The sequence below is a fragment of the Bacillus sp. LJBS17 genome, assembly GCF_019334685.1.
Classification (GTDB): domain Bacteria; phylum Bacillota; class Bacilli; order Bacillales; family Bacillaceae; genus Bacillus; species Bacillus subtilis.
In genome coordinates, this window is the sequence record NZ_CP079759.1 from 3,085,340 (window position 1) to 3,110,707 (window position 25,368).

A 25,368-nucleotide genomic window follows, 5' to 3' on the forward strand; every position below is an offset into this window, starting at 1 on the left:
CGGCGACACCTGTGTGACCTGCGTCGTGCAGGCCCTAGTTTGACTGACTACGCACATCGCTGTGCGATTTATAAAAATGAATTAACAGGTACGTTTTGTCTTGTTTAGTTTTCAAAGATCATTTCGTCACTTCTCAATGAAGCAGCTTTACTAATATAACATTCAGCTTCTTTTTTGTCAACAACTTTTTTCAAGTTGTTTTGAAGCATCTAGTTTGTGTCCGCTGTGCATCAGCGACGTTTAATAATATAACACCTCTATTTATTTATTGCAATAGTTTTTTTAAAAAATCTATAAAACAAATAAACTATAATCCTCGCCATGATTTCTAAAGCGTGTGTATCATATAACTTTCTTAAAAGAACATATACATCAGTCATGTGATCTTGTTGTTTTTTTCGTTTTCTTGTATAGTAGAAACGAACTAAATACTGATGACCACAAGGGGAGCATTAAAGCTGAGAGTGAGCGGTTTCGTTCTGACCCTTTGAACCTGTTAGTTAACGCTGGCGTAGGGATGTGGCAAAGTCAAATGAATTGCAGATCGTAAAGCAGTGCGTGGAACTTTTCTCATCCTTCCGCGTGCTGCTTTTTTGTTGTCCTTTTGGTTGTCTGTCAATGGAAGGAGATAGATATGAATCAATCTAAGCAACTGGTTCGCCTTATTGAAATTGCCATTATGACAGCGGCAGCCGTTATTTTAGACATTGTCTCAGGAATGTTTCTTAGCATGCCTCAAGGAGGCTCGGTCTCCATCATGATGATTCCGATCTTTTTAATTTCGTTTCGCTGGGGTGTCAAAGCAGGTCTTACTACAGGTTTGTTGACAGGTCTAGTACAAATAGCAATCGGAAACTTGTTTGCTCAACATCCTGTACAGCTATTGTTAGATTACATTGTCGCTTTCGCGGCAATCGGCATAAGCGGCTGTTTCGCTTCTTCAGTCCGTAAAGCCGCTGTATCAAAAACAAAAGGGAAATTGATTGTTTCAGTGGTCAGCGCAGTTTTTATCGGCAGTTTGCTGCGCTATGCCGCGCATGTCATTTCAGGAGCTGTGTTTTTCGGTAGCTTTGCTCCAAAAGGAACACCGGTATGGATTTATTCTTTAACTTATAATGCGACTTACATGGTACCTTCATTCATTATTTGTGCAATTGTCCTATGTTTATTATTTATGACAGCACCCCGTCTGCTTAAAAGTGACAAAGCGTAAAAGTAACAATCCCCCAGCGAATTCCGCTGGGGGATTGTTCGTTATCTGTTAAGAAGTGTTTTTAAAGCTGAAAGATCCGGCCAGCCAAGACCTACTTCTTTCAACCTTACTCCGGCAATTTCAAAGTTGTCCTCCGCTACTCTTTCAGGTGAATAGGCCTGATAAAATATAATCGAGGGATTCTGCTCAATAACCCAAACAAACATACTTGAAAACCCATGTTGAAGCAAATACTCCGCTCCTTTTGCTAAGAGCGCCCTGCCTGCACCTTGCCGCTGGCGCTCTTCCAGAAGATAAATAGCGTATAACTCGCCGTCATAGCCTTCTTGTTCAGAGCGAATAGGTCCAAATGAAGCAAAGCCGAATACTGAACCCTTTTCGTCCTGAGCAACAAATACTCCCTTTAACGAGCGACTTTTCCATTTGTCTTCAAATTCCTTATAGTTCAGGCTGTTTAAATAATCAATCGGGATAATTTCGTGGTATGTTGACCTCCAGCTGTCTACATGCACTTTTGCAATGTCCTTTATATCCTCTAACTTCGCTTCACGTACAGTTACCATACGGTTCTGCCCTTTCCTTACTCTGATTTTTGGATCGTTTTGGCTTCTTTGATTTCATTTGTTAATTCATTAATGCTTTGTTTTACGTTTCCTTTTCCTGAAAAGTTCTCAAGCATTTCTTTTACATCAATTCCTGAGGATGCTTTTAAACTTTCTTGCAAACTTGACATTAAGTTCGTCGCATAGCTGGTTACTTTGTTTGCTCCGCTTGATTCACCGCTTCCTCCTGTATCGACAACGGTGATTTTATCAATATTTGAAAGAGGTGCCGCTGCTTGTTTCGCGTATTCCGGAAGCATTTTGACAATCATATCGAAAATCGCCGCCTGCCCGTACTGTTCAAAAGCAGCCGCAATTTTCTCTTTTGCTTCCGCTTCTGCAAGACCTTTCAGGCGGATAACCTCTGCCTCTGTCTCTCCTTTCGCTTTTTCCGCTTCTGCTTTTGCTAGCCCGTCAATTCTTACTTTTTCCGCCTCAGCCTTTGCCATTGCTTCTATACTGTACTTCTTGGCATCGGCTTCCGCGAGCTGTTTGGCTTTCTCAGCTGCTGCGGACTGCTCAACAGAATAACGGTCTGCATCGGCTTTTTTCTTTACCTCTGAGTCGTATTGACGTTCACGGCGAAGAATTTCTTTTTCTTCTAGTTCTATTTGTTTTTGGCGTTCGATAATTTTAACCTGCATTTCCTGCTCTGTGACTTGCTGGCGCGCTCTGGCAGTCTCTAAATCATATGCTTGGTCGGCATTCGCTTTTGCCGTATCTTGTTCTCTGCGAAATTCAGCCATTTTGAGCTGATTGAGTTTTTCAGCTTCAGCGATTTCCGTCGCCCGTTCAAGTTCTGATTTTTTTGCGTCTTTATCGGCTTCTGCCCGCTTAATTCGGGTTTCTTTATCAGCCTCTGCTGTTGCGATATCAGCATCGCGTTTTACTTGGGCAATTCTCGGTTTCCCTAATGATTCAAGATAACCGTTTTTATCACGAACATCTTTAATGGTAAACGAGACGATTACAAGCCCCATTTTCGCGAGATCCTGTGAAGCGACACGCTGCACCTCTTGAGAGAATTTTTCTCTGTTTTTATAGATTTCTTCTACTGTCATTGAGCCGAGAATGGAACGAAGGTGGCCTTCTAAAACCTCCCGCGCTTCCTGCTCACGGTCGTCTTTTGATTTCCCTAAAAATTGTTCGGCTGCTGTAGCGATTTCTCCTATAGAACCGCCGATTTTAATAATCGCAGTTCCATCGGCCATTACTGGCACTCCTTGTTCTGTATAGACTTCAGGTGTCGAAACATCGAGTTTGCTTGATAATAGGCTTAGCGGCTCTGCCTGCTGGAAGACGGGAAGGACAAAGGTTCCTCCGCCGCGGACGATTTTAATACGGTTGCCGCCTTCATCGACATGAACATTTTTATTGCCCAGATAGCTCCCCGTTACAATTAACGCTTCATCAGGCCCTGCTGTACGATACTTCGTAATAAACACAGCTATTAGTGCAATTAATAAAAAGAATACAACTCCGATGATCATTATAATCGGCATTGTCATATCAAATTCCTCCTTGTATATTAAATGGGTTCATGCGGAGTAACCGAAAGAACTCCGTTGTTAATATCTACGACTAACACCGTTGTCCCGTAACTGATCTGCTGATTATCAAAACTGACCGCTGACTTTGAAATGGTCCCGCCTATCCCTTCTATGACCACTTCACCAAACCCGTCAACCGGCACAGCTGTAATCACTTTACCGAGTCTTCCTCTGAGATCATCTTCTCTATATGCCAATGATTCTTCTGCAGATGATAATGGTACCAGTACAAAGATGTGAAGCAATACCACCAGCATGATCGAAAGGATGCAAGATAAAAGCGCAATCAGCAAGCTTGACAGAGGCAATACAAGTTCACCTATATATCCGCCCGCTGAAAAACATGTGAAAAATGAGAGCACTAATGTCGGATTAAGAAACGGAATGCCTTCTGACAGTCCTGCAAATACATCTCCGAAAAACAGGAATAATAGCGTAAGGCTGCCCGCAATAATAAGCGTATAAAGATAAATTGTTTGTATAGGTACTCCAAATAACTCCAATTTCCTCATCCTTTCTTCATCAATGCATTGATGAACGGCCGCCGTTACCATTTATACGAGACACCACGGGAAAGGTTTCAAAATTTTAAGACAAATAACCCATTTGAAGTGCTTTATAAATGATAATTGCTTATATATATGGTAATGTCATTTTAGGAGGAGATATGATGAGTATCTTTAATGAAGCCAGATTAGAAACGTGGAACGAATTGAAAGGACTTTCTGACGAAAAGCTGAACCAAAAGCCTTCTGCTGAAGAATGGAGCATACGGGAAGTTCTTGACCATTTGAAAAAAATCGATATGACCGCACAAAAAATGTTGAAGGAACGTATAAAGGACGCTCCGATTAAAGAAATTGAAGGAAAACCGCTTGAGGTAGCACAGGACAGAAATAATAAACGGAAAGCCCCGAGTCATCTTGAGCCTGCGCATGATTTTATTTCAGGCAGCCAAATGAAACGTGAGCTTGATGTGGTAAGAGAGCAGCTGACTGCTGCGATTGCCTCTCTGAAAGAAGAAGATTTTGAAAGAGTGCTTCCGCATCCTGTGTTTCAAGAGCTGACTGTCAGACAGTGGATCGATTTTATCGGCCATCATGAAAAACGGCACCTCAGCCAAATGAAAGAAATTAAAGAAAAGATAGAAAGGGCCTGATTTCATCAGACCCTTTCTGCTTTTCGTTTGACTTTTCGCTGATAGGAATGAACTTCTATTTCATCACCTGTGTAAACAGCACCAGGTCTTTCCACAATACAGACAATCCCTCTAATGCCCAGTGCGTGGCGGACGAAAGCCGGCGCCAGCTTCGGTTGGTCCGGATAATAAGACTGAATGACTTCTCCCGGCTGGATACACGGATCATTTTCGCCCTCACACAGCAGAGCCGCTCCGCTCGGAAAAATAATCCGGCTTCCTTCTTTTAATGAAGTAAGATCTGGCATACCGCTGACTGCCACATTCGCCCCGAGCCATTCCGGCAAAATCCTCGGCACTCCCATTTTTAAAGCGATTTCGTTGCATTCCTCTATTGAAACAATTGAAATTTGTCTGCGGTTGAAAATTTCAGTCCCTCTTGAAAACATTGGTTCTCTGGCTCCCGCTTTTTTGGTCAGGCCAAAATGCAAGTCGCCGGGGATGCCGCCATAATCAAAATTAAGCTTGTCCATTTGCTTTGTTACGAAGCTTTCTGTATCTGCGATATATAAGCCTTCCGCTTTTGCAGTCATACGCTTCCACATCAGCTGGCACCTTCTTTCTTATCTAAAATTTCCACCTATGCTTCATTATCCCAAAAAATCCCGCTCTGTAAAGGAGCGGGATTTTGATTATACCGTTTTAGGCGTAAGGTTAAAGCAGCGCTTGTAGATCCAGTTGTATGCTTTTTCATTTAAATCTCTAGGGTTTCCGAAGGTTTGCGGATCTTTCATAGCTTCTTTAGACAAGCGTTCGATCATATCAGGTGATACTCCCTGCTCTTCTAAAGTCGGCACTTCTAAATCTTCGACCAGATCATACATCCAATTGACAGATGCTTTCGCAGCTTCTTCTGTTGTCATCTTGCTTGTATCAATACCGAACGCTTTCGCAATACGCGCAAACTTCTCAGGATAGCCCTTCCAGTTGTATTCCATGACAGGGCCCATCATCGCCGCTACACATTGGCCGTGAGCGACTGGGATAATACCGCCAAGCGTTTGGCTCATCGCATGAGCCGCGCCCGCTGATTCACTTCCGTAAGAAAGACCGGCAAGCATCGCAGCCTGCGCCATTCCGTACCTTGCTTCCAGATCCTCTCCGTCAGCAAATGCCCTCTTAATGTAATGAGCGGCATACTCAATCGCCATTAAGGCAACCGCATCCGTGATTGGCTGTGCAAATTTCATTGTATAGCACTCAATGGCATGGGCGAGAGCATCAATTCCCGTCATAGCTGTTACATGCGGAGGCATTGAAACATGAAGCTCAGGATCAATGATGGTCAAGTGTGCTGCAATCAGCGGACCGCCCGTGTTGAATTTGAATTCTCTTTCTTCATCTGTGATAACCGCCCATTGGGTTACTTCTGATCCTGTTCCAGCTGTAGTGGGAATTGTCGTCAGCGGAGGAATGCGGTTTTCCAGCGGTTTTTTCCCATCTGCCGCTTCATAATCAAGCACGCTTCCTTCGTGAGTTGCTTCTACTCCGATTGCTTTTGCTGTATCCATGGAGCTTCCGCCTCCGACTGCCACCAAACCATTACAATTCTCTTTTTTGTAAAGCTCAGATCCTTCATTCACCAGACGGACAGGCGGGTTTGGCTCAACTTTATGAAAGAGCACCACTTCAATGCCTGCTTCTTTAAGTGATTCGATTACAGGATCAGCAACACCGGCTTCATAAATCCCTGGGTCTGTGACAAGGAGCGCTTTTGAAACGCCCAGAGCAGCTACTTCCTCACCCGTATGCTTGATGGCTCCGATTCCATGCTTAATCACAGTCGGAATTTCAAATGTGTGGAATTTCTGCATGCTTTCTACCTTCATATTTAATGTCATCATCAATCTCCCCCTCTTATGAATTAAACCAGTTAACCGCTGCCGGTTTTGTATTGCGGTATACATGTTTGACTTCTGTGTATTCTTCAAGGCCTATTTTTCCAAGCTCGCGTCCGAACCCGGATTGCTTATATCCGCCCCATGGCGCTTGTGCAAAGTACGGATGAAAATCGTTGATCCAAACGGTTCCCATTCTCAAGCTGGCTGCTACCCGTTCGCACTTTTCAATGTCTTTTGACCATACCGCTCCAGCCAAGCCATAGATGGTATCATTCGCAAGCTCGATTACCTCTTCTTCAGAGCTGAAGGTTTCGACTGTCAATACAGGACCGAAAACCTCTTCCTGAACGATTCTCATGTCAGAATTACAGTTTGAGAAAATAGTAGGTTCATAGAAAAAGCCGTTTTGAAGCTCAGGATCTTCCGGGCGTTTGCCTCCTGTCTCCAGCTTCGCGCCTTCCTCTATTCCGATCTCAACATATTTTTCTACCTTTGCCCTGTGCTCCGCCGAAATAAGCGGACCGCTTTCTGTCTCAGCATGAAAACCGTTTCCGAGTTTTATGCGTTTTGCCCGTTTGACCAGCTCCGCCAAAAATTGATCATGAATGGCATCCTCAACAAGCAAGCGGGAACCTGCAGAGCATACTTGGCCGGCGTGGAAAAATACAGCGTTTAAGGCCTGATCAACCGCAACTTCTAAATCCGCGTCCTTGAAAACAATATTTGGGTTTTTCCCGCCAAGTTCAAGGGCGATTTTTTTGACGTTTCCGCTTGCCGCCCGCATGATTTTTTTGCCTGTTTCAATTCCGCCCGTAAATGAAATCAAATCGACGTCTTTGTTTACGGCAAGCTCGTCGCCCACTGTGGCTCCCGGTCCAAGAACAAGATTTGCGACACCTTTTGGAACACCGGCTTCTTCCATCAGCTTAAAGACTTTGATTGTCGTCAGCGGCGTAATCTCACTCGGCTTCATGACGATTGTGTTTCCTGCAGCCAGTGCAGGGGCGATTTTCCAGCTCGCTTGAAGGAGCGGATAATTCCATGGAGTAATCTGGCCGCAAACCCCGATTGGCTCCCTAATAATTTTGCTTTCTGAATCAGGAATCGGAGATGAAATGATCTCTCCGCCATCTTTGTCTGCCAAGCCGGCGTAATATTGAAAAACATTGGCGATATCGTCCATATCGGCCTTGCTTTCTTCGAGTGTTTTTCCTGTATCAAGAGATTCAAGCTCAGCCAGCTCCTCAAGATCGCGTCTGATTAATTCCGCAATTTTCAGAACAATTTTTCCGCGTTCTAGCCCGGATAGCGATGACCATTCTCCTTTGTCAAATGCTCTGCGTGCGGCTGCGATTGCTTTGATGGCGTCCTCTCGCCCTCCCTCGCTTACAGTTGCAATTTCTTCTTGATTAAATGGGTTGATAATACTGCGGATCTGTTCTTTTTCGGCACTGATCCATTCTCCGTCAATGAATAATGTTTGACTCATATAAGCCTCCTTGACGTAAATAAAGTTTGTTAAATAAAAATTTAATGTTTTTAACAACCTTAATCTAACATATGGTTTTTAAACTGTCAAAGTCCCATTTTGATTTTTCTTTTTGACTTTTCCTCATGTTTCGTTAAGATAAAGAACATAAAGAAATAACTTAACGGATTTAATTTTCTAAAGGAAAAGAGGGTCAGTATGGATGAAAATCCAGAATTTGCAGCTATAGAACAGGCTCGGGATCTTGTTATTGACTCCATTGCTGAAACGATGGATCTTTACGGAATTACCCGCAGTGTCGGGATTTTATATGGGACGATGTATATGAGGGATGAGATGACGCTTGACGAAATGCGTGAGGAGTTGCAAATGAGCAAACCAAGCATGAGCACTGGCGTCAAAAAGCTTCAAGACTTAAATGTAGTGAAAAAAACATTTCACCGGGGCATCCGCAAGCATACATTTGTGGCTGAGAAGGATTTCTTTAAATTTTTCACAAATTTCTTTCCACCTAAATGGGAGCGGGAGGTTCAAGTGAATGTAACAGCGATCGAGGAAGCACAAGCTGATTTACAAAAGGTTTTAAGCAAGGAAGATCTCGATGAGGATATCAAAAATGAAGCACTGCAGTTATATGATCAGCTGGAAAGCTCTAAAGCTTACTATGACTGGCTGAAACGGCTTGCTGAATCGGTGCAGACCGGAGAAATTTTTAAATTTATACCGATCGAAACAAAGTAAAGCAAAAAACGCCTGGGAAACCAGGCGTTTTTTTGATGTAACTACTACAAATTTGAAAAATACGGGAAAAACACCCCATTTACTTCCAAAATATTTGATGGTAATTTTATGTAGGTAAAATTTGTATTTGGCCTTTCAGAGGAGGTGAAAAGCGGGCAGGCCTGTTTAATTTATCATTTTTTAGGGGGAATTTTGTTATGAAACGCAAATTATTATCTTCTTTGGCAATTAGTGCATTAAGTCTCGGGTTACTCGTTTCTGCACCTACAGCTTCTTTCGCGGCTGAATCTACATCAACTAAAGCTCATACTGAATCCACTATGAGAACACAGTCTACAGCTTCATTGTTCGCAACAATCACAGGCGCCAGCAAAACGGAATGGTCTTTCTCAGATATCGAATTGACTTACCGTCCAAACACGCTTCTCAGCCTTGGCGTTATGGAGTTTACATTGCCAAGCGGATTTACTGCAAACACGAAAGACACATTGAACGGAAATGCCTTGCGTACAACACAGATCCTCAATAACGGGAAAACAGTAAGAGTTCCTTTGGCACTTGATTTGTTAGGAGCTGGCGAATTCAAATTAAAACTGAATAACAAAACACTTCCTGCCGCTGGTACATATACTTTCCGTGCGGAGAATAAATCATTAAGCATCGGAAATAAATTTTACGCAGAAGCCAGCATTGACGTGGCTAAGCGCAGCACTCCTCCGACTCAGCCTTGCGGTTGCAACTAATGTAAAAGACCGGTTAACGCCGGTCTTTTTTGCGTTTTACCCTCCCCCTTTTTCTCTAATCCCCGTTATCTTTTTTCTGGTTTAAAATTTAAATTGACAAACACTAGAAACAGGAGTAAATTCTTGAGTGTTCAATTTCATACAGTCTCTTTTACCGCTTAATCAAACACGAACGGGGGAACCAACGATTGGCTGTTTTATTAACAGCCTTGGGGTGAATCTTACTAAGTAAGAGGGGGTACTCTGAATCCCTAATCCGACAGCTAACCTCGTAGGCGTATACAGAGAGGAGGTCTATTATCGGCCATTCTTTGCAATGGTCTTTTTTGCTTCAAAAACGTTAATTCACTAAGGGAGATATGAACATTGGGAAGAATTAAAAATAAGCAATTTGCCGTGATCGGGCTGGGCCGGTTTGGCGGCAGCATTTGTAAAGAACTTCATAGAATGGGGCATGAGGTCCTTGCGGTTGATATCAACGAAGAAAAGGTCAATGCATATGCTTCTTACGCCACTCATGCGGTAATTGCCAACGCCACCGAAGAAAACGAATTGCTTTCATTAGGAATACGCAATTTTGAATATGTGATTGTTGCCATCGGAGCAAATATTCAAGCGAGTACGCTGACCACCCTATTATTAAAGGAGCTTGATATTCCAAATATTTGGGTAAAGGCTCAAAACTATTATCATCACAAGGTGCTTGAAAAAATCGGCGCTGACCGCATTATTCATCCTGAAAAAGATATGGGGGTTAAAATCGCACAAAGCCTTTCAGACGAGAATGTTTTGAATTACATTGATCTATCTGATGAATACAGTATTGTCGAGCTGCTGGCTACGCGCAAGCTTGATTCAAAATCGATTATTGACCTGAATGTAAGAGCAAAGTACGGCTGCACGATCCTGGCCATCAAACATCATGGAGATATCTGTCTTTCCCCCGCGCCTGAAGACATCATTCACGAGCAAGATTGCCTGGTGATCATGGGCCACAAAAAGGATATTAAACGTTTTGAAAACGAAGGGATGTAGACAAAGGTGACACTTCAAAAGGATAAAGTGATCAAATGGGTTCGGTTTACACCGCCTCAAGTGCTTGCCATTGGTTTTTTCCTTACCATTATCATCGGGGCTGTCCTATTAATGCTTCCGATTTCCACTACGAAGCCATTGTCATGGATAGATGCCCTTTTTACTGCGGCTTCCGCTACAACTGTTACAGGGCTTGCTGTTGTCGATACCGGCACTCAATTTACGGTATTCGGGCAAACAGTTATTATGGGGCTGATTCAGATTGGCGGGCTTGGATTTATGACATTTGCGGTCTTGATCGTCATGATATTAGGAAAAAAAATCGGCTTAAAAGAACGAATGCTCGTCCAGGAAGCCTTAAACCAGCCGACAATCGGCGGTGTCATTGGCCTTGTCAAAGTCTTGTTTCTGTTTTCGATCAGTATTGAATTGATAGCAGCACTCATTTTATCCATCCGGCTTGTACCTCAGTACGGCTGGTCATCCGGCTTGTTTGCAAGTTTGTTTCACGCAATATCTGCTTTTAACAATGCCGGGTTTTCGTTGTGGCCTGATAATTTGATGAGCTACGTTGGCGATCCTACAGTGAACCTCGTGATTACTTTCTTATTTATTACAGGAGGGATCGGATTTACGGTTCTGTTTGATGTGATGAAAAATCGGCGTTTTAAAGCTTTTTCTTTACATACAAAGCTCATGCTTACAGGAACGCTGATGTTGAATGCGATTGCTATGCTTACGGTCTTTATTTTAGAATACAGCAACCCCGGCACGCTCGGCCACCTGCATATAGTGGATAAACTGTGGGCGTCCTATTTTCAGGCAGTGACGCCGAGAACCGCAGGCTTCAATTCTCTAGATTTTGGAAGCATGAGAGAAGGAACAATTGTATTTACTTTATTATTGATGTTTATCGGAGCAGGAAGCGCATCAACGGCGAGCGGCATTAAGCTGACTACGTTCATCGTGATTTTAACATCTGTTATTGCTTACTTGAGAGGTAAAAAAGAAACGGTTATTTTCCGCCGTTCCATCAAATATCCGATTATCATTAAAGCTTTAGCTGTGAGCGTCACCAGTTTGTTCATCGTGTTTTTAGGGATTTTCGCCCTGACGATCACAGAACAAGCGCCATTTCTTCAAATTGTGTTTGAAACCTTTTCCGCATTCGGAACTGTCGGCCTTACGATGGGGCTTACTCCTGAACTGACAACAGCTGGCAAGTGTATCATTATTGTCATCATGTTTATCGGAAGAATTGGTCCTTTAACGTTCGTGTTTTCATTCGCAAAAACAGAGCAATCAAATATCCGTTACCCTGACGGCGAAGTGTTTACAGGGTGATATCAAAAAATCCGGCGTGCAGTCGCCGGATTTTTTATGATTCGATATGAGATTGATTTTGTCTTTTTTCCTGTTCCGCGATGATTTCATTATCCTCCGCGTTATCACGGGTTACTTTTTGTGTAAGAATCGCACCAACTGCTACAAGTATCATAACAGCGATGTAATAACCTTTTTCATTGAGTTCCAGGTTATCAGCATTATAGAGTCCGATACTAAACAAAAATACTCCCGCAAAAAAAGTAAAATAAGCTAATACTGTAAAGGCAACCGTGTTTCTGCGTCTATATTTCTGCACCTTTGTTCCCTCCCGAAAGCATAGTTAAAAAGTGATAACTTCCGTGGAATATTATACCTCAAATTCCCCGTAATGGAACAAAGAATTAAAAATACCAGTAAAAAGGGCTTAGGTTGCCTCCTTTATTTCAACAGCTGAATCATCAATCCAGCCGATAAGTTTATCATTGATTTGGAATTGGTACCATACAGACTGGCCTTTCTGTTTTCTAGACACAACCTTTATGTCTTTGCCGACGTAAGATTGGGCAGAGGTAAGCCTTATGGACCGATCATCAGTAGAGGGCTTGGACCATACGTCTTGAACGGCACTGTCTTTAATAGAGGCGTTTAAATCCACAGATTTGAGGGATGGATTTACCTCATCGTACTCATCTAAATCGTATTTTTCCACAATAGCGCTGATTTTGTCAGCATAGTCAGGATCTGTAGCATATCCTGATGTTTGCAGGGCGGTTGCCGCTTCCTTATAATTCCCTGCCTCAAGCACCGGTTTATACTTCTTTTTATTCCACGATGTGCCACGAACGAACAATTGGGCGTGATCATCCATAGATTCAAAAAACGTGCTGTATTTTCGAAACTTCGCGCGAATGGTTTTTCTTTTCCCTTTTTCAACTTCGTCCGTTTCCATCGTGACATGATGGCCTTTATAATTCCCTTTTACGCCAAAAAGGTTGTTGGCCTTAGCAGCCAGTTCACTGTTCCCCCAGTCCGATTCGAGAATGGCCTGAGCAATTGTGATGCTGGGGAGAACATGGTATTTTTCATACAAAATTTGGGCATGTCCGGACAGACTGTCTATAAATACTTGCTGTTCATCGATTTCTTCAGTTTCTTTGGATGTTTCAATCGGTTTTGATAAAGTTGTCGCTAAAACAAACAGAGCTAGCGGAATCGATACAATGAAAAATAGTGAAATCAAGAGTTTACGTTTTTTAAGTTTTTTACGGGCCATGAAAACCTTCCTTCGAATTAAAAGATTACGAATGTAAAAGAATCTACCTTTTAGAATTTTACTTGCACTTCTAATATTTTTCAATTCTTTAGGGATAAAGTTGGGAAAAGATTGCAAAATAAAAACCTTTTCGCTCAATGAAAAGGTTTTTACCATGTTTCTATTTTTGTAAATTTCTGAGTGCATTACGATATTCCGTATCATTTATTACTTTATATGATTTGACAGTTGCCTTCGACAAACCTTCTGCTGAAACGGCCGGTTTTTCCGGAGCTGCTTTCGCTTTATCATGTGGTTTATGTGCCAGCTTGTGCCCCATTCCAGTGGCATTCATACAAAATGACAGGCAGACGAGCAGCACGCTAAGGATAAAAGAAATGAAGAAGAGATCATGATAAGCAGTCATCATAGAATCCTGTACCGAACCGCTTTGTCTGGCAGCATCTTTTTTCGTGAAAAAGCCGATGAGAATAGGAACTCCCATATAGACAAACAATCTTAAAAACTGAACAGCTGTCATTCTCTTGACCAAATCAGGCAGCGGGCCTCCCATGGCAGCTCCCATCAGCCCTGCGGCGACTGTCAGGCCTGTTCCCGCTGCAAGCATGATAAACAGTGCCGCGAACATATAAAGAGATGATCGATCCTGCATATGCAGCCATTGAAAATTCACAAAGACGAGAATGAGTCCGCCGATAATACCGAGCATCCCTGGTCCGACTTTATCATAAAACAGAGCGCTCAAAATGGCCGCGATCGCTACTCCGATTAAAAGAGTCAAGTTTAAAAGAATGAGATGCTCCTGAGAAATATCATACATTTGACGGAGCAAGCCTTGAAAAGCAGACAGGCTGACAGCTACCGTTATCGTCCCTGCAGCTATGATCAATAAGCCAAGCACCGGTTTTGGCAGCAGCATCAGTTTAATAGATATGAATGGGTTTTTCACTTTATATTCCACAATCAATAGACCAATGAGCAAACATAACGTCACCCCGAAACCAATCCATACATAACCCGATGACAGCCCCCATTTTTGCAGAAAAATGAATGAAACCGCTGAGGCTGCGGCAAGGAAGACAGATAAAAGAATTCCCGCACGATCAAGCGGCTGTTCTTGATCCGCCGCTCCGTGATGCTCATCATGAAGAAAGAAATAGCTCACCGCGACACCGATCAGGGACAAGGTGCCAAAGATGAAAAACAGCCATCTCCAATGCCCGCAGCTTGTTGCAATGGTTCCCAGGATTGTACCGATGATAACAGAACCATAGAATCCCCCGATCAGCACAAGCAGTGCATAGTTCCTGCGTTCAATCGGGAATGACAGTACAAGCATTGGAATCATAATCATCAGCATGACACCTGTTGCCGCTCCCTGTAAAAAGCGTCCTGCCGCCATCAATGCAACATCGCTTGAACATGCGATGAGCAGTGAACCTAGTATAAAGACAGGTAATGAAGCCAGATAGACGGGACGAGCACCGAATTTTTTCCTCAGCAACGGTCCTGCCGGAACTAACAAGGCAAAGGCCATATTGCCGATCAATATCGGATTTACTGATGTGAAGACACTTGTTCCAACCGCTTTCTGAACAAGGCCTTGAACTGACGACAATGCCGTGTTAGACATCAATCCCGGCCCGACCGCTAAGACGGCGAGCAAAGAAATCACCCAATAGTGTTTTGTCTTCATGTTGTCATCCCTTCCTATATGAATACATGCGAAACACATCATTTTTTGAAAACAAAAGAAGCTAATAGATTTTGCATACCATTAGCTTTCATTCTAATATTCTCCCTTTCAGGGGAAATGATATTATTTTATTATAATTATGTGAATGAATGAGCATATAATCAAATATTATTTCAAATCGATTGTGTTTTGTCAATGGAGTAAATTTCAAGCACAACATAGAAATCTTGAAAGCTTTTCCCCGATATTGTGTCTAGAACTGCACTTATGAATCCCTGCTCGTTCCCTCAAGCGAATTAAAGCAGGCCGTTTTAATCCTTTCAACCCACTATTCCCACTAATAAACTCGAATAAGTTGGTGATAAGACAACATTTTGGCCGCACATTTTTTTGTGTTTACTGGGCGTTTGCCGCCTCTAAATTGTATATGGGTAAATACCATGAATTAACCTATGAAATACCAATGTAAGGAAATTCTAAATATTCCGGGAGGCAAAAACGAATGGAACTGTATGAGTGTATCCAAGACATTTTTAGCGGCTTGAAAAATCCATCGGTTAAAGATTTAGCAACGTCTTTAAAACAAATTCCAAACGCAGCAAAATTGAGTCAACCGTATATTAAGGAACCAGACCAATACGCTTACGGCCGAAATGCCATCTATCGAAATAATGAATTGGAAATTATCGTGATTAACATTCCGCCAAACAAGGAGACAACAGTACACGATCATGGTCAATCCATTGGTTGTGCAATGGTGTTAGAAGGAAAGCTTCTTAATTCTATTTATCGCTCAGCCGGCGAACACGCAGAACTCTCCAATTCATACTTTGTCCACGAAGGAGAATGCCTTATTTCAACCAAAGGTTTAATTCACAAAATGTCCAATCCAACATCTGAACGAATGGTGTCTCTTCATGTCTACTCCCCTCCTTTGGAAGACATGACGGTCTTTGAGGAACAAAAGGAAGTATTGGAAAATTCATGATTGACAGATAAGCTGCTCACTTTGACTTCGCTCAACTGGAGGATTCAGAGAATGAAACCTTTTCCTCAAAACAAAAAAACCCTTATAGAATAAGGGTTTACAGGTATGGAGCCAAGGGGGCTCGAACCCCTGACCTCTACGCTGCCAGCGTAGCGCTCTCCCAGCTGAGCTATGGCCCCGTATGTAACGTCATGTTTATTATAGATGATTTTATTTTGAAAAACAAGCTGTTTCCTCTTGAATTGACAGAAAAAATAAGGCTCGTAAAAGAGCCTTATTTTCGACTTACATCATGATCAAAAGTAAAATCACACCGAGAATAATTCGATAGATTGCAAATGGGACAAGTTTGATTTTGTTAATCAGCCTTAAGAAGAAACGGACGACAAACAGTGCGACCACAAAGGCACAGATAAAGCCGACGATGAAAAACGGCATCAGATCCGAGCTTAAGCTGTCCCAATGCTTCACAAGGCTTAGAAAGCTGGCTCCCATCATGATCGGCATCGCCATAATAAACGTAAAGTCGGCTGCAGCTCGGTGGTTTAATCCGAGAATAACACCGCCGGAAATGGTTGAACCCGAACGCGAGAAACCCGGCCAAAGGGCAAGACATTGGAATAAGCCGACGGCTATCGCCTGTTTATAGGAAATGCGGTCGAGTGTGTCTGTCGCTGTTTTCCGTTTATTGACCCAGTCAGCAAAAAGCATCAGGATTGCCCCGGCAATTAAACCGATGGCCACAGTTTTAACGGAAAATAAATATTCATCAATGTAATCTTCAAACAAAAAGCCGAGAACAGCTGCAGGCACGAGTCCGACGGCAATTTGGGCAATGCTTAATTTATGTCCCTGCTCCTGGTCGCTTGTAATATTTTTTTTCAAGCCCAGTAAATTTAAAATTCGGTCTTTAAACACGATAGCTACTGCTAAAATGGAGCCTAGCTGAATAACCACCTTGAATGAGTTAGCAGCTTCTTCTGACATCAGATTACTTGATTTAAGCCAGATGTCGTCTACTATGATCATATGTCCTGTCGAAGAAACCGGCGCGTACTCTGTTAATCCTTCTACGATTCCTAAAATGGCGGCTACAAACAATTCCCATAGAGTCATGATTTTGATTCTCCCCATTAGACATTTATTTTTTTACATAACGGGAGCTTTCCATAAATGGAAAGCCCGTCTTATATAACTATAAACGAAAATCACACTTTATGACCCGACGTATTTTCATTTTTTTCTTCATCGTATAAATGTGACTGCATTTTAAACCAGTCAAATAAATGTGTCGTAATGACTTTGGCAACCGCATAGCCGGGAATCGCAAGAATGATTCCAACAACGCCAAACAGCTTGCCGGCTGTTAACAGCAGAAAAATAATCGTAATCGGATGGATGTGAAGGTTTTTTCCCATAATTTGCGGAGAGATCAGCTTCCCTTCAATCAGCTGAACAATCGTCCAAACGATCACCAGCTTAAGCAGCATGAGCGGCGATGTCACTATGGCAATAATAATCGCAGGCGTAATGGCAATCGTTGGCCCTAAATATGGAACGATGCTTGTGCAAGCCGCAATGACTGCAAGCAATGAAGCATAATCCAGCCCGATAATCAAATAACCGATAAACAGCAAAAACCCGATACAGAAGCTGACAATGATCTGGCCTCTGATATAAGAGCTTAACCGATGATTCATTTCGCTTAAGACTGTATATGTCTGTTCTTTCAATCGAGTCGGCACAAACTTCAGTATGTAGACCGGTAATTTTCTTCCGTCTTTTAGCAAATAAAATAGAATAAACGGAACCGTGACGATCGAAATGATAATCTCAGTCAGTGCGCCGATAAAATTCCCAACACCGGTAAAGGTGCTGTTCACGATCGTCGCTGCCTGATCCGAAACCTTTGTAGCAAGATCAGATATATTAATGTTCATCGTTTGCTGGGCCTGATTGACGAAGTTGCTGCCGATCAGCTGTTTCGTCTGATTTTCTACGACGTCCACATATCTCGGGATATTGTCAATCAAACTCATAATTTGTTCTTTTAAGAAGGGAATGATCGACACGATCGTGATCGTGATCAGCCCGATAACCAATAGATATAGCAGCAATATAGAATAGATTCTTCTTATTCTTCTTCTCTCCAGAAAATCGACGACTGGGTTTAACAGATAAAAAACAATGCCTGTCAAAATAATCGGAAGTGATATCGTTTTGAGCAGAACAATAATCGGGGTGAAAATAAATGATGTTTTTGTAAATACTAGAATATTTAAACCAATCAGCAGCAGCACAAGCAAAAATAAAACAAACTTATTATCCAAGAAGAATCGCTTGAATCTGCCGCTCCATGTTTGCAACGTCTCCACTATCGTTCCTCCGTCATACATAGTTTAATTAAATTGTACACTATCGTCCCTATAATGAAAAATAAAAACCGTTAATTGCTGGAAAAGCTTTCACGGTTTTAACATTCTATTTATATCTATCATGTGATTTTGTTCTTTTTAAGCTATAATTTAGCTATATCATGCAAAAGGAGCGATACGAGTGATACGTTTTGCAATAATAGGAACCAACTGGATTACAGACCGCTTTCTTGAGTCAGCAGCGGATATCGAAGATTTTCAGCTGACTGCTGTTTATTCAAGATCGGCTGAACGCGCTGGCGAGTTTGCTGCTAAACACAACGCTGCGCATGCCTTCTCAGACCTTCAGGAAATGGCGGCGAGCGATTGCTTTGATGCCGTATACATAGCGAGCCCGAACGCTCTTCACAAGGAACAAGCCGTTCTCTTTATGAACCATGGCAAGCATGTGCTTTGTGAGAAGCCGTTTGCTTCGAATACAAAAGAAACAGAAGAGATGATCTCAGCGGCTAAGGCAAACGGTGTTGTTCTCATGGAAGCAATGAAGACCACTTTCCTGCCGAATTTCAAAGAGCTGAAAAAACACCTGCATAAAATCGGCACTGTCCGCAGATTTACCGCAAGCTACTGCCAGTATTCCTCACGATATGACGCGTTCAGAAGCGGAACTGTTTTGAATGCGTTTCAGCCTGAGCTTTCCAATGGGTCATTAATGGATATTGGCGTCTATTGTATTTATCCGGCTGTTGTGTTGTTTGGCGAGCCAAAGGATGTAAAAGCAAACGGATATGCTTTATCTTCCGGAGTGGACGGAGAAGGAACTGTCATTCTGTCTTACGACGGGTTCGAAGCTGTTCTGATGCATTCCAAAATCTCTACTTCCTATGCCCCGGCGGAAATCCAGGGTGAAGACGGGACGATTGTAATCGATACAATTCACCGGCCTGAACGTGTTGAAATCCGCTACCGGGACGGCCGCCTTGAAAACATCGCGATCCCTGATCCTAAACCGGCGATGTTCTATGAAGCAGAAGAATTTGTCACACTCATAAAAGAGAATAAGCTGGAATCTGAAGAAAATACATTTGAACGGTCTTTGACCACCGCAAAAATTATGGAAGAAGCAAGAAAGCAAATGGGGATTGTATACCCTGCTGATCAAGCTTAAAAAAATCCGCCCGCATGCAAATGCCGCGGCGGATTTTTTATTAGACAATCGGAGAAGATGCCTTCCTTTTTAAAAGCACCTGTTGCTCATATTCTTTGATGTCATGAAGCCATGCCTCTTTTACCGGAACGCCCATTTGCTCACAGTAGGAATCCCAGATGGCTCCGAAAGGATATGTTTTGAATTCCTCCATCAGGGCCAGCCTTTCTGTATAGCGGCCCTCTTCCTGCAATTGTTTTAAATATCCGTTCGGGAGAAGCAAGGCATACAATAAAGCTTTGATCATATTTCTCGTTCCGATGGTCCAGGCGGCTACACGGTTAATGCTGGCATCGAAAAAATCCAGACCGATGGCGACCTTCTCAAGAGCATGATTTCGTACAATTTCAAGAGCGATTTCTCTCAATTCATCATCCAAAACCACTACATGGTCGCTATCCCAACGAACAGGCCGCGATACGTGCAAGGCAAGCTTGTCTGTGTAAAGCAGCATGGACGAGATCTTGTTTGATACCGTCTCAGTCGGATGGAAATGGCCTGTATCAAGTAAACAAAGCTTATGATTCGTCAAAGCATAAGCTAAATAAAATTCATGAGATCCGACAACATATGATTCGGAGCCAAGCCCGAACAGCTTGCTCTCGATTGAATCAAGATTGTGATGTGCACTGATCTCCTCTGCGAAGATCCGATCCAGTGATTCTTTTAGTCTTTTACGCGGTGTCAGCCTATCACTGGGGATATCCTTATAGCCGTCGGGAATCCAAATATTCGTCAAGCAAGGTGTTCCTAATTCTTTCCCAAAGTATTCCCCGATACGGCGGCAAGCGATGCAATGCCTGATCCAAAATTCTCTGATGTCCGGATCAGGGTGTGAAAGGGTGAGTCCGTCAGCCGCTTTCTCATGCGAAAACAAGGTTGGATTAAAATCTAAACCGAGACCAAGGTTTTTTGCCCATTTCACCCAGTTTTCAAAATGCTGCGGCTTCAATTCGTCACGTTCTACCGCTTCCCTGTTTGTTTCTGCGTATATCGCATGCAGGTTTACGCGGTGCTTTCCAGGAATGAGAGAAAGAGCCTTCTCCAAATCTCTTCTTAATTCTTCAGGAGTTTGCGCTTTTCCGGGATAATTGCCGGTCACGTCAATTCCGCCTGAAAGCTCGCCCTTATTTACTTCAAAGCCTTCAATGTCGTCACCCTGCCAGCAGTGGATCGAAATGGGCACTTGCTCTAATTGCCGAAGCGCCTCTTCAACATCAATTCCCCATTTTTCATATGCCTGTTTTGCACTGTCATAATTGGCTTTTATGGTCATGCGGCTCTCTCCCTTTATCAGTTTTTTAATCCAAATAAAAAACTTCCTTTAGATCTATCGCAACAGGACTGAAATCCGAATTTGTTTTCATTAATGGCGCCATCGATTTCCACCATCTTTGGCAAACTTCCGTGTCCGCCATCTTTCTCCATTTCTCTTCATCCTCTATTTCTAAATATGCAAAAAGCCTGCCTGTTTCCTCGTCTAGAAAAATGGAATAATGGTGTGCTCCATGAGCTTTGAGTGCTTCTGCCATCTCAGGCCAAATGTCATCATGCCGCTGGTTGTATTCTTCGTACTTGTCTTGATGGACAAACATGATACTGGCTTTTCTTTTCAAACCTTTTCACCTCTTCATCATTTAGATAGCGCTTTCAAAACGGTTTGCTGAAAGGACTGAATGATGGTGCTTCTGTCAATGTCTTTAGGTGTAAACACTTTGATCGGAAAGGAATTTCTGACGACTTGCCGGGCTTCTTTTATGTCTTTGACTTCTTTGGCAGCAATCATTTGCATCAAAAGATTTCCGGTGGCAGTTGCCTCTATCGGCCCTGCATATACCGCTTTTCCACTCATGTCTGCCGTTAATTGATTTAAGAAATCATTCCGGGCTCCGCCGCCGATGATATGAAATTGCTCGATCGGTTTTTCTGTGATTGTTTCGAGCTCTTTGATGGCTATCGCATAGATGATGGCTAAATTGCTGTAGATGCAGCAGGCAAGTTCGCCTGCAGTGCGGGGAATCTTTTGGCGGGTTTGTCTGCAATAATGTTGTATTTCCTTTATCATGTTTTCTGGATTCAGGAATCGTTTATCATTTAAGTTTATAAATTGCTGGAATGGTTCTGTTTTTTTGGCTTCTTCTGCAAGCTGCTGGAAAGAGTAATCTGCTTGTAACTGCTGTCTGACTTCTTGTATCGCCCACATGCCGATAATGTTTTTGAGAAAGCGAATGGTGTTGTTTGCGCCGCGTTCATTTGTATAGTTGTTTTCTAAAGCCAGATCAGTTATTATCGGTGTTTTGTTTTCAACCCCGATTAACGACCATGTTCCGCTGCTGATATACGCCCAGCCATCATTTACGCCTGGCGCCGCAATGACGGCCGAGGCCGTATCATGTGTTGCGACTGTCATCACCTTGCACGCCGGGAGATCATAATCCGGGAACCACTCATTTCTTAGCTTCCCGAGTTCACACCCCGGTTCAGTGAGCGGCGCAAATTGCTGTTCCAGAACAGACACGGCTTCAAGCAATTCAGGATCAAGATTTCCCGTTGAGACGTTTAAAAGCTGTGTTGTGGACGCGTTTGTGATTTCCGTTACAGCTTTTCCGGTTAAACAATAGCCTAAATAATCAGGAATCATCATAATTTTGTCTGTCTTTTTCAGCAGCTCACGGTCTTCTTCAAACAATTGATAGATCGTGTTGAAAGGCTGAAATTGTATTCCTGTTTTTTGATAAATTGCGGCTTTTGAGAGGGTATGTTCCAGTTTGTCTATTGTGTGATCTGTTCTTCTATCACGGTAGGAGATTGCTTCCCGCAACCGATCGCCTTTTTCGTCCAGTAAGACATAATCAACTGCCCAAGTATCAATGCCTACGGTGCAGTGTTCATACCCAAGCGTCTTTACTTTTTGCAGTCCTTGCAGGATTTGTTTTAGCAAATGATCAATATCCCATAAGCAATGCCCGTCTCTTTGACTGAAACCGTTAGCGAACCTGTGAATCTCTTGTATGTCAAGCTTCCCTTCATTCAGTTCACCTACCATGATTCTCCCGCTTGATGCGCCTACATCAATGGCAGTATAAATCATCCTTTCACCCTCTCTTCGAAAGAGGAACAGCTGTCACCTTCACCTTTTTGTCCTCAAGAGCTTTTACCGATGCCGGATCAAGTCCAGAATCCGTAATAAGGCGGCTGACATCTTGCAGCGAGGCGATATGTGAAAACTCGCGGTTCCCCCATTTGCTTGAATCGGCCATCAAAATGGTCTGGTCCGACCTTTCGATCATCCGTTTTTTGAGCAGCGCCTGCCACTCATTTGAATCACTCATCCCGTTGTGTACGTCAAATCCCTTACATGACAGAAAGGTTTTATTGACATGATAGGTCTCAAGTGAACGCTCTGCTAACGGGCCGGCAAATGATAATGATTTTTCCAGCAAAATGCCGCCTGTTGAAATGACTGATATGTTTTCTTTATTACTGAGTTCAATAGCTGCTTTCATTGAGTTTGTAATCACGGTGAGCTCAATGTCAGGGAGTATTTTTGCCATGTACCAAGCGGTTGTGCTTGCATCGAGAATGATTCGGTCTCCGCTTTTTACATATTTGGCCGCTTCGTGAGCGATGGCTTTTTTTTCGATGACATTCGTGATTTCCCGTTCAGAAAAATGAATTTCTGATTCCTTCTGCTGAATACTGACCGCTCCTCCGTGGCTCCGGCTCAGTTTATGTTCTTTTTCAAGCTTTTCAAGATCACGCCGAATGGTTTCCTCTGTGACTGAAAAAATGTCACTTAATTCGGAAACGCGGATGCTTGAACGCATATTTACTATTTCCACTATTTTTTGCTGCCGTTCTGCTACTAGCATCGGTAACGCCCTTCCTCATATCGTAGTCCGTCTTATATTTTTATCATAGCATATATCTAACGCGTAAAAGCAGCAGGGACGCCGCCGTCTACCGTGATCATGCAGCCCGTTGTTTTTTCGGCTTTGGAAGAAGCGAAGAATGCAATGGCTTCGGCAATATCCTCCGGGTAAATATTGACGAGCAATGCTGTCCGTTTCCGGTAATGTTCCTCCAGCTGATCCGGTTCAATCCCGTACGCCGCGGCTCGTTCCTCACGCCAGCTTGAACCCCAGATTGCCGATCCTTGAAGAACTGCATCAGGCAAAACGGAGTTGACCCTAATGCCGAATTCTCCGCCTTCTGCTGCGATGCATCTTGCTAAATGGGTTTCAAGCGCCTTAACAGAGCTGTAGGCAGAGGCGTTTTTTCCCGCATAAACCGAATTTTTCGATCCGACAAATACCATGCTTCCGCCTCTATTTTGATGTTTCATCTGTTTAAACGCTTCACGGGCTACAAGGAAATAGCCTGTTCCTAAAACATTCATATTAAGATTCCATTCTTTTAGACTTGTTTCGTCAAATGGGCTTGATGTGGCCAGCCCGGCATTATTGACGACGATATCAATGCCGCCGTAAGCAAGCGCCGCTCGTTCAAAAGCTGACTGTACGTCTTCCTCCTTTGTCACATCCATTTTGACAGCCATTGCCCGTCCTTTTCCGTATGCATCGTTTATTTCCCCGGCAATTTTCTGTGCGCCTTCTATATTCAGATCAGCTACGATCACGTGCCCTCCCTCAGCTGCAAATCGGCGGCATGCCGCACTGCCGATTCCGCCGGCTCCTCCAGTTATCAGCGCTACTTTTCGGGAAAATTCTGCTTCCGGCGGGGCCAGCGTGAGTTTATATAGTTCGAGCGGCCAATATTCGACATGGTAGGACTCATTTTCATGTAAAGAAACAAATTGCCCCAGAGCGGTTGCTCCTTTCATTACGGCGATGGCCCTCCGATATAAAGCCCCGCTTACTTTAGACATCGCATAACTTTTTCCTGTATTCACCATTCCGATTCCAGGAATCAATATCACCCGCGGGGCGGATTCAAAGATTTGATCCCCATCCTGCTGATTGCGTGTAAAGTAAGCCTGATACTCTGATGTAAAGGTCTCGACTCCTGACTTGATCAGATCCGCAAGCTTGTGCACATCTTGAGTTTCCGGATTCCAATCAATGTACAGCGGAACCCGTTTTGTGTGAACAAGGTGATCCGGGCATGCCGCACCGATTTGCGAAAGTGCTGGCGCTTGGACACTGTTTACAAATTCCAAGACATCGTCATGATCATCATAGGAAAGGATCATTTTCTTTTCTTCACTTACTGCTCCTCTGATCACAGGCATGATGCCTGCCAAGATTTGTTTTCTTTTATCCTCCGGCAGAGGCTGATACCTTTTGCCTCCGAATACCTCATGCTGATTGATACGATCGTTAATATACTGCTCGGCTTCTTGAATGATGGATATCGTTTTTTGATAAGATGTTTCAGACGTCTCTCCCCAAGTGACTAAGCCGTGTTTCTCCATTAATACAAGCTCGGCGTGGGGATTGTTTGCTACGCCTTCAGCGATCATTTTAGACAAAGTAAATCCAGGACGGACGTATGGGACCCATACAAACCGATTTCCGTAAATGTCTTCAGCGATTTGTTTTCCATTATCCGCACAGCATATGCTGATAATCGCATCTGGATGGGTATGGTCAACATGTTTGTATGGCAGAAAAGCGTGTAATAGCGTTTCAATTGAAGGGCGGGGATGTTTGCTGTCTATCATACAATGAGACAGGTAGTCTACCATTTCTTCATCGGGCATTTGGTCCCTTTTAATCAGCGGGCGGATATCTTCTAATTTCAAACCGGAAAAGTTATGCGCTTTCATTGTTGCCAAATCCGAACCGCTTCCTTTTACCCACATGACTTCTATTTCACGGCCTCTAAAATCCTTTTCCGTTATTTTCATAGATGTATTCCCCCCGCCCCAGTTGCAGACAGTGCGGTCTGACCCGATCAGATTGGACCTGTACACCAATTCCTCTACACCTTTAGGCAGCTGTGCAGCTCGCTCTGAATCCCATATATGTTTCGCCATATTTGATATTCCTCCATACCCTTTTATTTGTATCCGTTTTCATTATATATGATTTCTGTTTGTTTTTGAATCGTTTTTGTTTATTTTTGCTTC

At 43.1% G+C, this 25,368-nt stretch carries 24 protein-coding genes, 1 tRNA gene and 2 riboswitches; of the genes, 8 read left to right on the plus strand and 17 right to left on the minus strand.

The features are described from left to right. The first annotated feature begins 433 nt into the window (after nucleotides 1-433). Nucleotides 434-535: riboswitch (TPP riboswitch) on the plus strand. Nucleotides 536-634: 99 nt separating this feature from the next. Further along, nucleotides 635-1,213: an energy-coupled thiamine transporter ThiT gene (thiT, locus tag KXZ66_RS16005; RefSeq protein ID WP_003228966.1), complete on the plus strand. Its 579-nt coding sequence runs from the start codon at nucleotides 635-637 to the stop codon at nucleotides 1,211-1,213. A 41-nt stretch (nucleotides 1,214-1,254) separates the two neighbouring features. On the opposite strand, the gene KXZ66_RS16010 is transcribed toward thiT, so the two are convergent. Genes KXZ66_RS16010 through KXZ66_RS16020 form a run of 3 tightly spaced genes read right to left on the minus strand, consistent with a single transcriptional unit; the run spans nucleotide 1,255 to nucleotide 3,868 of the window. Beyond that, nucleotides 1,255-1,776 carry a GNAT family N-acetyltransferase gene (locus KXZ66_RS16010; RefSeq protein ID WP_151870090.1) on the minus strand — a complete coding sequence of 174 codons (522 nt, stop codon included), beginning with the start codon at nucleotides 1,774-1,776 and terminating at the stop codon, nucleotides 1,255-1,257. A 17-nt stretch (nucleotides 1,777-1,793) separates the two neighbouring features. Then, nucleotides 1,794-3,323: a flotillin lipid rafts scaffold protein FloT gene (gene floT / locus KXZ66_RS16015; protein WP_015384468.1), complete on the minus strand. Its 1,530-nt coding sequence runs from the start codon at nucleotides 3,321-3,323 to the stop codon at nucleotides 1,794-1,796. 20 nt (nucleotides 3,324-3,343) lie between these two features. Continuing rightward, the gene (locus KXZ66_RS16020; RefSeq protein WP_032727091.1) at nucleotides 3,344-3,868 is read right to left on the minus strand and encodes an NfeD family membrane protein; all 525 of its coding nucleotides are present in this window, start codon (nucleotides 3,866-3,868) and stop codon (nucleotides 3,344-3,346) included. Between the two features lie 167 nt (nucleotides 3,869-4,035). Between KXZ66_RS16020 and KXZ66_RS16025 the strand changes: the two genes are divergently transcribed. Continuing rightward, nucleotides 4,036-4,524, plus strand: a complete 489-nt coding sequence (locus tag KXZ66_RS16025) for a DinB family protein (protein WP_070547682.1) — start codon at nucleotides 4,036-4,038, stop codon at nucleotides 4,522-4,524. A gap of 5 nt (nucleotides 4,525-4,529) precedes the next feature. Here the strand turns inward: KXZ66_RS16025 and KXZ66_RS16030 are convergent, their stop codons facing one another. From KXZ66_RS16030 to betB, 3 genes are all read right to left on the minus strand, one after another. Further along, nucleotides 4,530-5,108, minus strand: a complete 579-nt coding sequence (locus KXZ66_RS16030; RefSeq protein ID WP_077671146.1) for an MOSC domain-containing protein — start codon at nucleotides 5,106-5,108, stop codon at nucleotides 4,530-4,532. A gap of 87 nt (nucleotides 5,109-5,195) precedes the next feature. Beyond that, on the minus strand, nucleotides 5,196-6,404 hold the full coding sequence (gene gbsB / locus KXZ66_RS16035) for a choline dehydrogenase (RefSeq protein WP_032727092.1): 1,209 nt from the start codon (nucleotides 6,402-6,404) through the stop codon (nucleotides 5,196-5,198). A gap of 16 nt (nucleotides 6,405-6,420) precedes the next feature. After that, the gene (betB, locus tag KXZ66_RS16040; protein ID WP_032726762.1) at nucleotides 6,421-7,893 is read right to left on the minus strand and encodes a betaine-aldehyde dehydrogenase; all 1,473 of its coding nucleotides are present in this window, start codon (nucleotides 7,891-7,893) and stop codon (nucleotides 6,421-6,423) included. Between the two features lie 198 nt (nucleotides 7,894-8,091). Between betB and gbsR the strand changes: the two genes are divergently transcribed. From gbsR to ktrB, 4 genes are all read left to right on the plus strand, one after another. Next, the gene (gbsR, locus tag KXZ66_RS16045; RefSeq protein WP_015251366.1) at nucleotides 8,092-8,634 is read left to right on the plus strand and encodes a transcriptional regulator GbsR; all 543 of its coding nucleotides are present in this window, start codon (nucleotides 8,092-8,094) and stop codon (nucleotides 8,632-8,634) included. A gap of 197 nt (nucleotides 8,635-8,831) precedes the next feature. After that, the gene (gene bslA / locus KXZ66_RS16050; RefSeq protein WP_003243556.1) at nucleotides 8,832-9,377 is read left to right on the plus strand and encodes a biofilm surface layer hydrophobin BslA; all 546 of its coding nucleotides are present in this window, start codon (nucleotides 8,832-8,834) and stop codon (nucleotides 9,375-9,377) included. 145 nt (nucleotides 9,378-9,522) lie between these two features. Beyond that, a riboswitch (cyclic di-AMP (ydaO/yuaA leader) is annotated at nucleotides 9,523-9,671 on the plus strand. Nucleotides 9,672-9,743: 72 nt separating this feature from the next. Then, nucleotides 9,744-10,412: a potassium uptake protein KtrA gene (gene ktrA / locus KXZ66_RS16055; RefSeq protein ID WP_003228942.1), complete on the plus strand. Its 669-nt coding sequence runs from the start codon at nucleotides 9,744-9,746 to the stop codon at nucleotides 10,410-10,412. A gap of 6 nt (nucleotides 10,413-10,418) precedes the next feature. After that, complete coding sequence (gene ktrB / locus KXZ66_RS16060) at nucleotides 10,419-11,756, plus strand: Ktr system potassium transporter KtrB (RefSeq protein WP_003228940.1); 1,338 nt, start codon at nucleotides 10,419-10,421, stop codon at nucleotides 11,754-11,756. Between the two features lie 34 nt (nucleotides 11,757-11,790). Here ktrB and KXZ66_RS16065 read toward each other — a convergent pair whose 3' ends face one another. The 3 genes from KXZ66_RS16065 to KXZ66_RS16075 all read right to left on the minus strand — a co-directional run bounded on the left by KXZ66_RS16065 (nucleotide 11,791) and on the right by KXZ66_RS16075 (nucleotide 14,707). Beyond that, nucleotides 11,791-12,054 (minus strand): YiaA/YiaB family inner membrane protein, encoded by a 264-nt coding sequence (locus KXZ66_RS16065; protein ID WP_003222348.1) that lies wholly within the window; start codon nucleotides 12,052-12,054, stop codon nucleotides 11,791-11,793. Nucleotides 12,055-12,162: 108 nt separating this feature from the next. Further along, a complete protein-coding gene (gene lytG / locus KXZ66_RS16070; protein ID WP_031315317.1) occupies nucleotides 12,163-13,011 on the minus strand; it encodes an exo-glucosaminidase LytG in 849 nt (282 codons plus the stop codon). Between the two features lie 160 nt (nucleotides 13,012-13,171). Then, nucleotides 13,172-14,707: an MFS transporter gene (locus tag KXZ66_RS16075; protein ID WP_151870089.1), complete on the minus strand. Its 1,536-nt coding sequence runs from the start codon at nucleotides 14,705-14,707 to the stop codon at nucleotides 13,172-13,174. Nucleotides 14,708-15,209: 502 nt separating this feature from the next. On the opposite strand from KXZ66_RS16075, the gene cdoA reads away from it, so the two are divergent. Continuing rightward, the gene (gene cdoA, locus KXZ66_RS16080) at nucleotides 15,210-15,695 is read left to right on the plus strand and encodes a cysteine dioxygenase (protein ID WP_021480465.1); all 486 of its coding nucleotides are present in this window, start codon (nucleotides 15,210-15,212) and stop codon (nucleotides 15,693-15,695) included. Between the two features lie 106 nt (nucleotides 15,696-15,801). Here the strand turns inward: cdoA and KXZ66_RS16085 are convergent. The 3 genes from KXZ66_RS16085 to KXZ66_RS16095 all read right to left on the minus strand — a co-directional run bounded on the left by KXZ66_RS16085 (nucleotide 15,802) and on the right by KXZ66_RS16095 (nucleotide 18,070). Beyond that, nucleotides 15,802-15,874: transfer RNA gene (locus KXZ66_RS16085), tRNA-Ala, on the minus strand. A gap of 106 nt (nucleotides 15,875-15,980) precedes the next feature. Then, on the minus strand, nucleotides 15,981-16,811 hold the full coding sequence (locus KXZ66_RS16090; protein ID WP_014477785.1) for an undecaprenyl-diphosphate phosphatase: 831 nt from the start codon (nucleotides 16,809-16,811) through the stop codon (nucleotides 15,981-15,983). 92 nt (nucleotides 16,812-16,903) lie between these two features. Then, the gene (locus tag KXZ66_RS16095) at nucleotides 16,904-18,070 is read right to left on the minus strand and encodes an AI-2E family transporter (protein WP_021480467.1); all 1,167 of its coding nucleotides are present in this window, start codon (nucleotides 18,068-18,070) and stop codon (nucleotides 16,904-16,906) included. Between the two features lie 181 nt (nucleotides 18,071-18,251). Between KXZ66_RS16095 and iolU the strand changes: the two genes are divergently transcribed. After that, complete coding sequence (gene iolU / locus KXZ66_RS16100; protein ID WP_041850599.1) at nucleotides 18,252-19,238, plus strand: scyllo-inositol 2-dehydrogenase; 987 nt, start codon at nucleotides 18,252-18,254, stop codon at nucleotides 19,236-19,238. A gap of 40 nt (nucleotides 19,239-19,278) precedes the next feature. Here the strand turns inward: iolU and rhaA are convergent, their stop codons facing one another. Genes rhaA through KXZ66_RS16125 form a run of 5 tightly spaced genes read right to left on the minus strand, consistent with a single transcriptional unit; the run spans nucleotide 19,279 to nucleotide 25,275 of the window. After that, nucleotides 19,279-20,553, minus strand: coding sequence for an L-rhamnose isomerase (rhaA, locus tag KXZ66_RS16105; RefSeq protein WP_151870088.1), 1,275 nt, complete (start codon nucleotides 20,551-20,553; stop codon nucleotides 19,279-19,281). 25 nt (nucleotides 20,554-20,578) lie between these two features. Then, nucleotides 20,579-20,893: an L-rhamnose mutarotase gene (gene rhaM / locus KXZ66_RS16110; RefSeq protein WP_021480470.1), complete on the minus strand. Its 315-nt coding sequence runs from the start codon at nucleotides 20,891-20,893 to the stop codon at nucleotides 20,579-20,581. 17 nt (nucleotides 20,894-20,910) lie between these two features. Next, on the minus strand, nucleotides 20,911-22,368 hold the full coding sequence (gene rhaB / locus KXZ66_RS16115; RefSeq protein ID WP_070547688.1) for a rhamnulokinase: 1,458 nt from the start codon (nucleotides 22,366-22,368) through the stop codon (nucleotides 20,911-20,913). A 4-nt stretch (nucleotides 22,369-22,372) separates the two neighbouring features. Continuing rightward, nucleotides 22,373-23,149: a rhamnose catabolism operon transcriptional regulator RhaR gene (gene rhaR, locus KXZ66_RS16120; RefSeq protein ID WP_009968057.1), complete on the minus strand. Its 777-nt coding sequence runs from the start codon at nucleotides 23,147-23,149 to the stop codon at nucleotides 22,373-22,375. A gap of 56 nt (nucleotides 23,150-23,205) precedes the next feature. Then, nucleotides 23,206-25,275 (minus strand): bifunctional aldolase/short-chain dehydrogenase, encoded by a 2,070-nt coding sequence (locus KXZ66_RS16125; protein ID WP_151870087.1) that lies wholly within the window; start codon nucleotides 25,273-25,275, stop codon nucleotides 23,206-23,208. Between the last annotated feature and the right edge of the window lie 93 nt (nucleotides 25,276-25,368).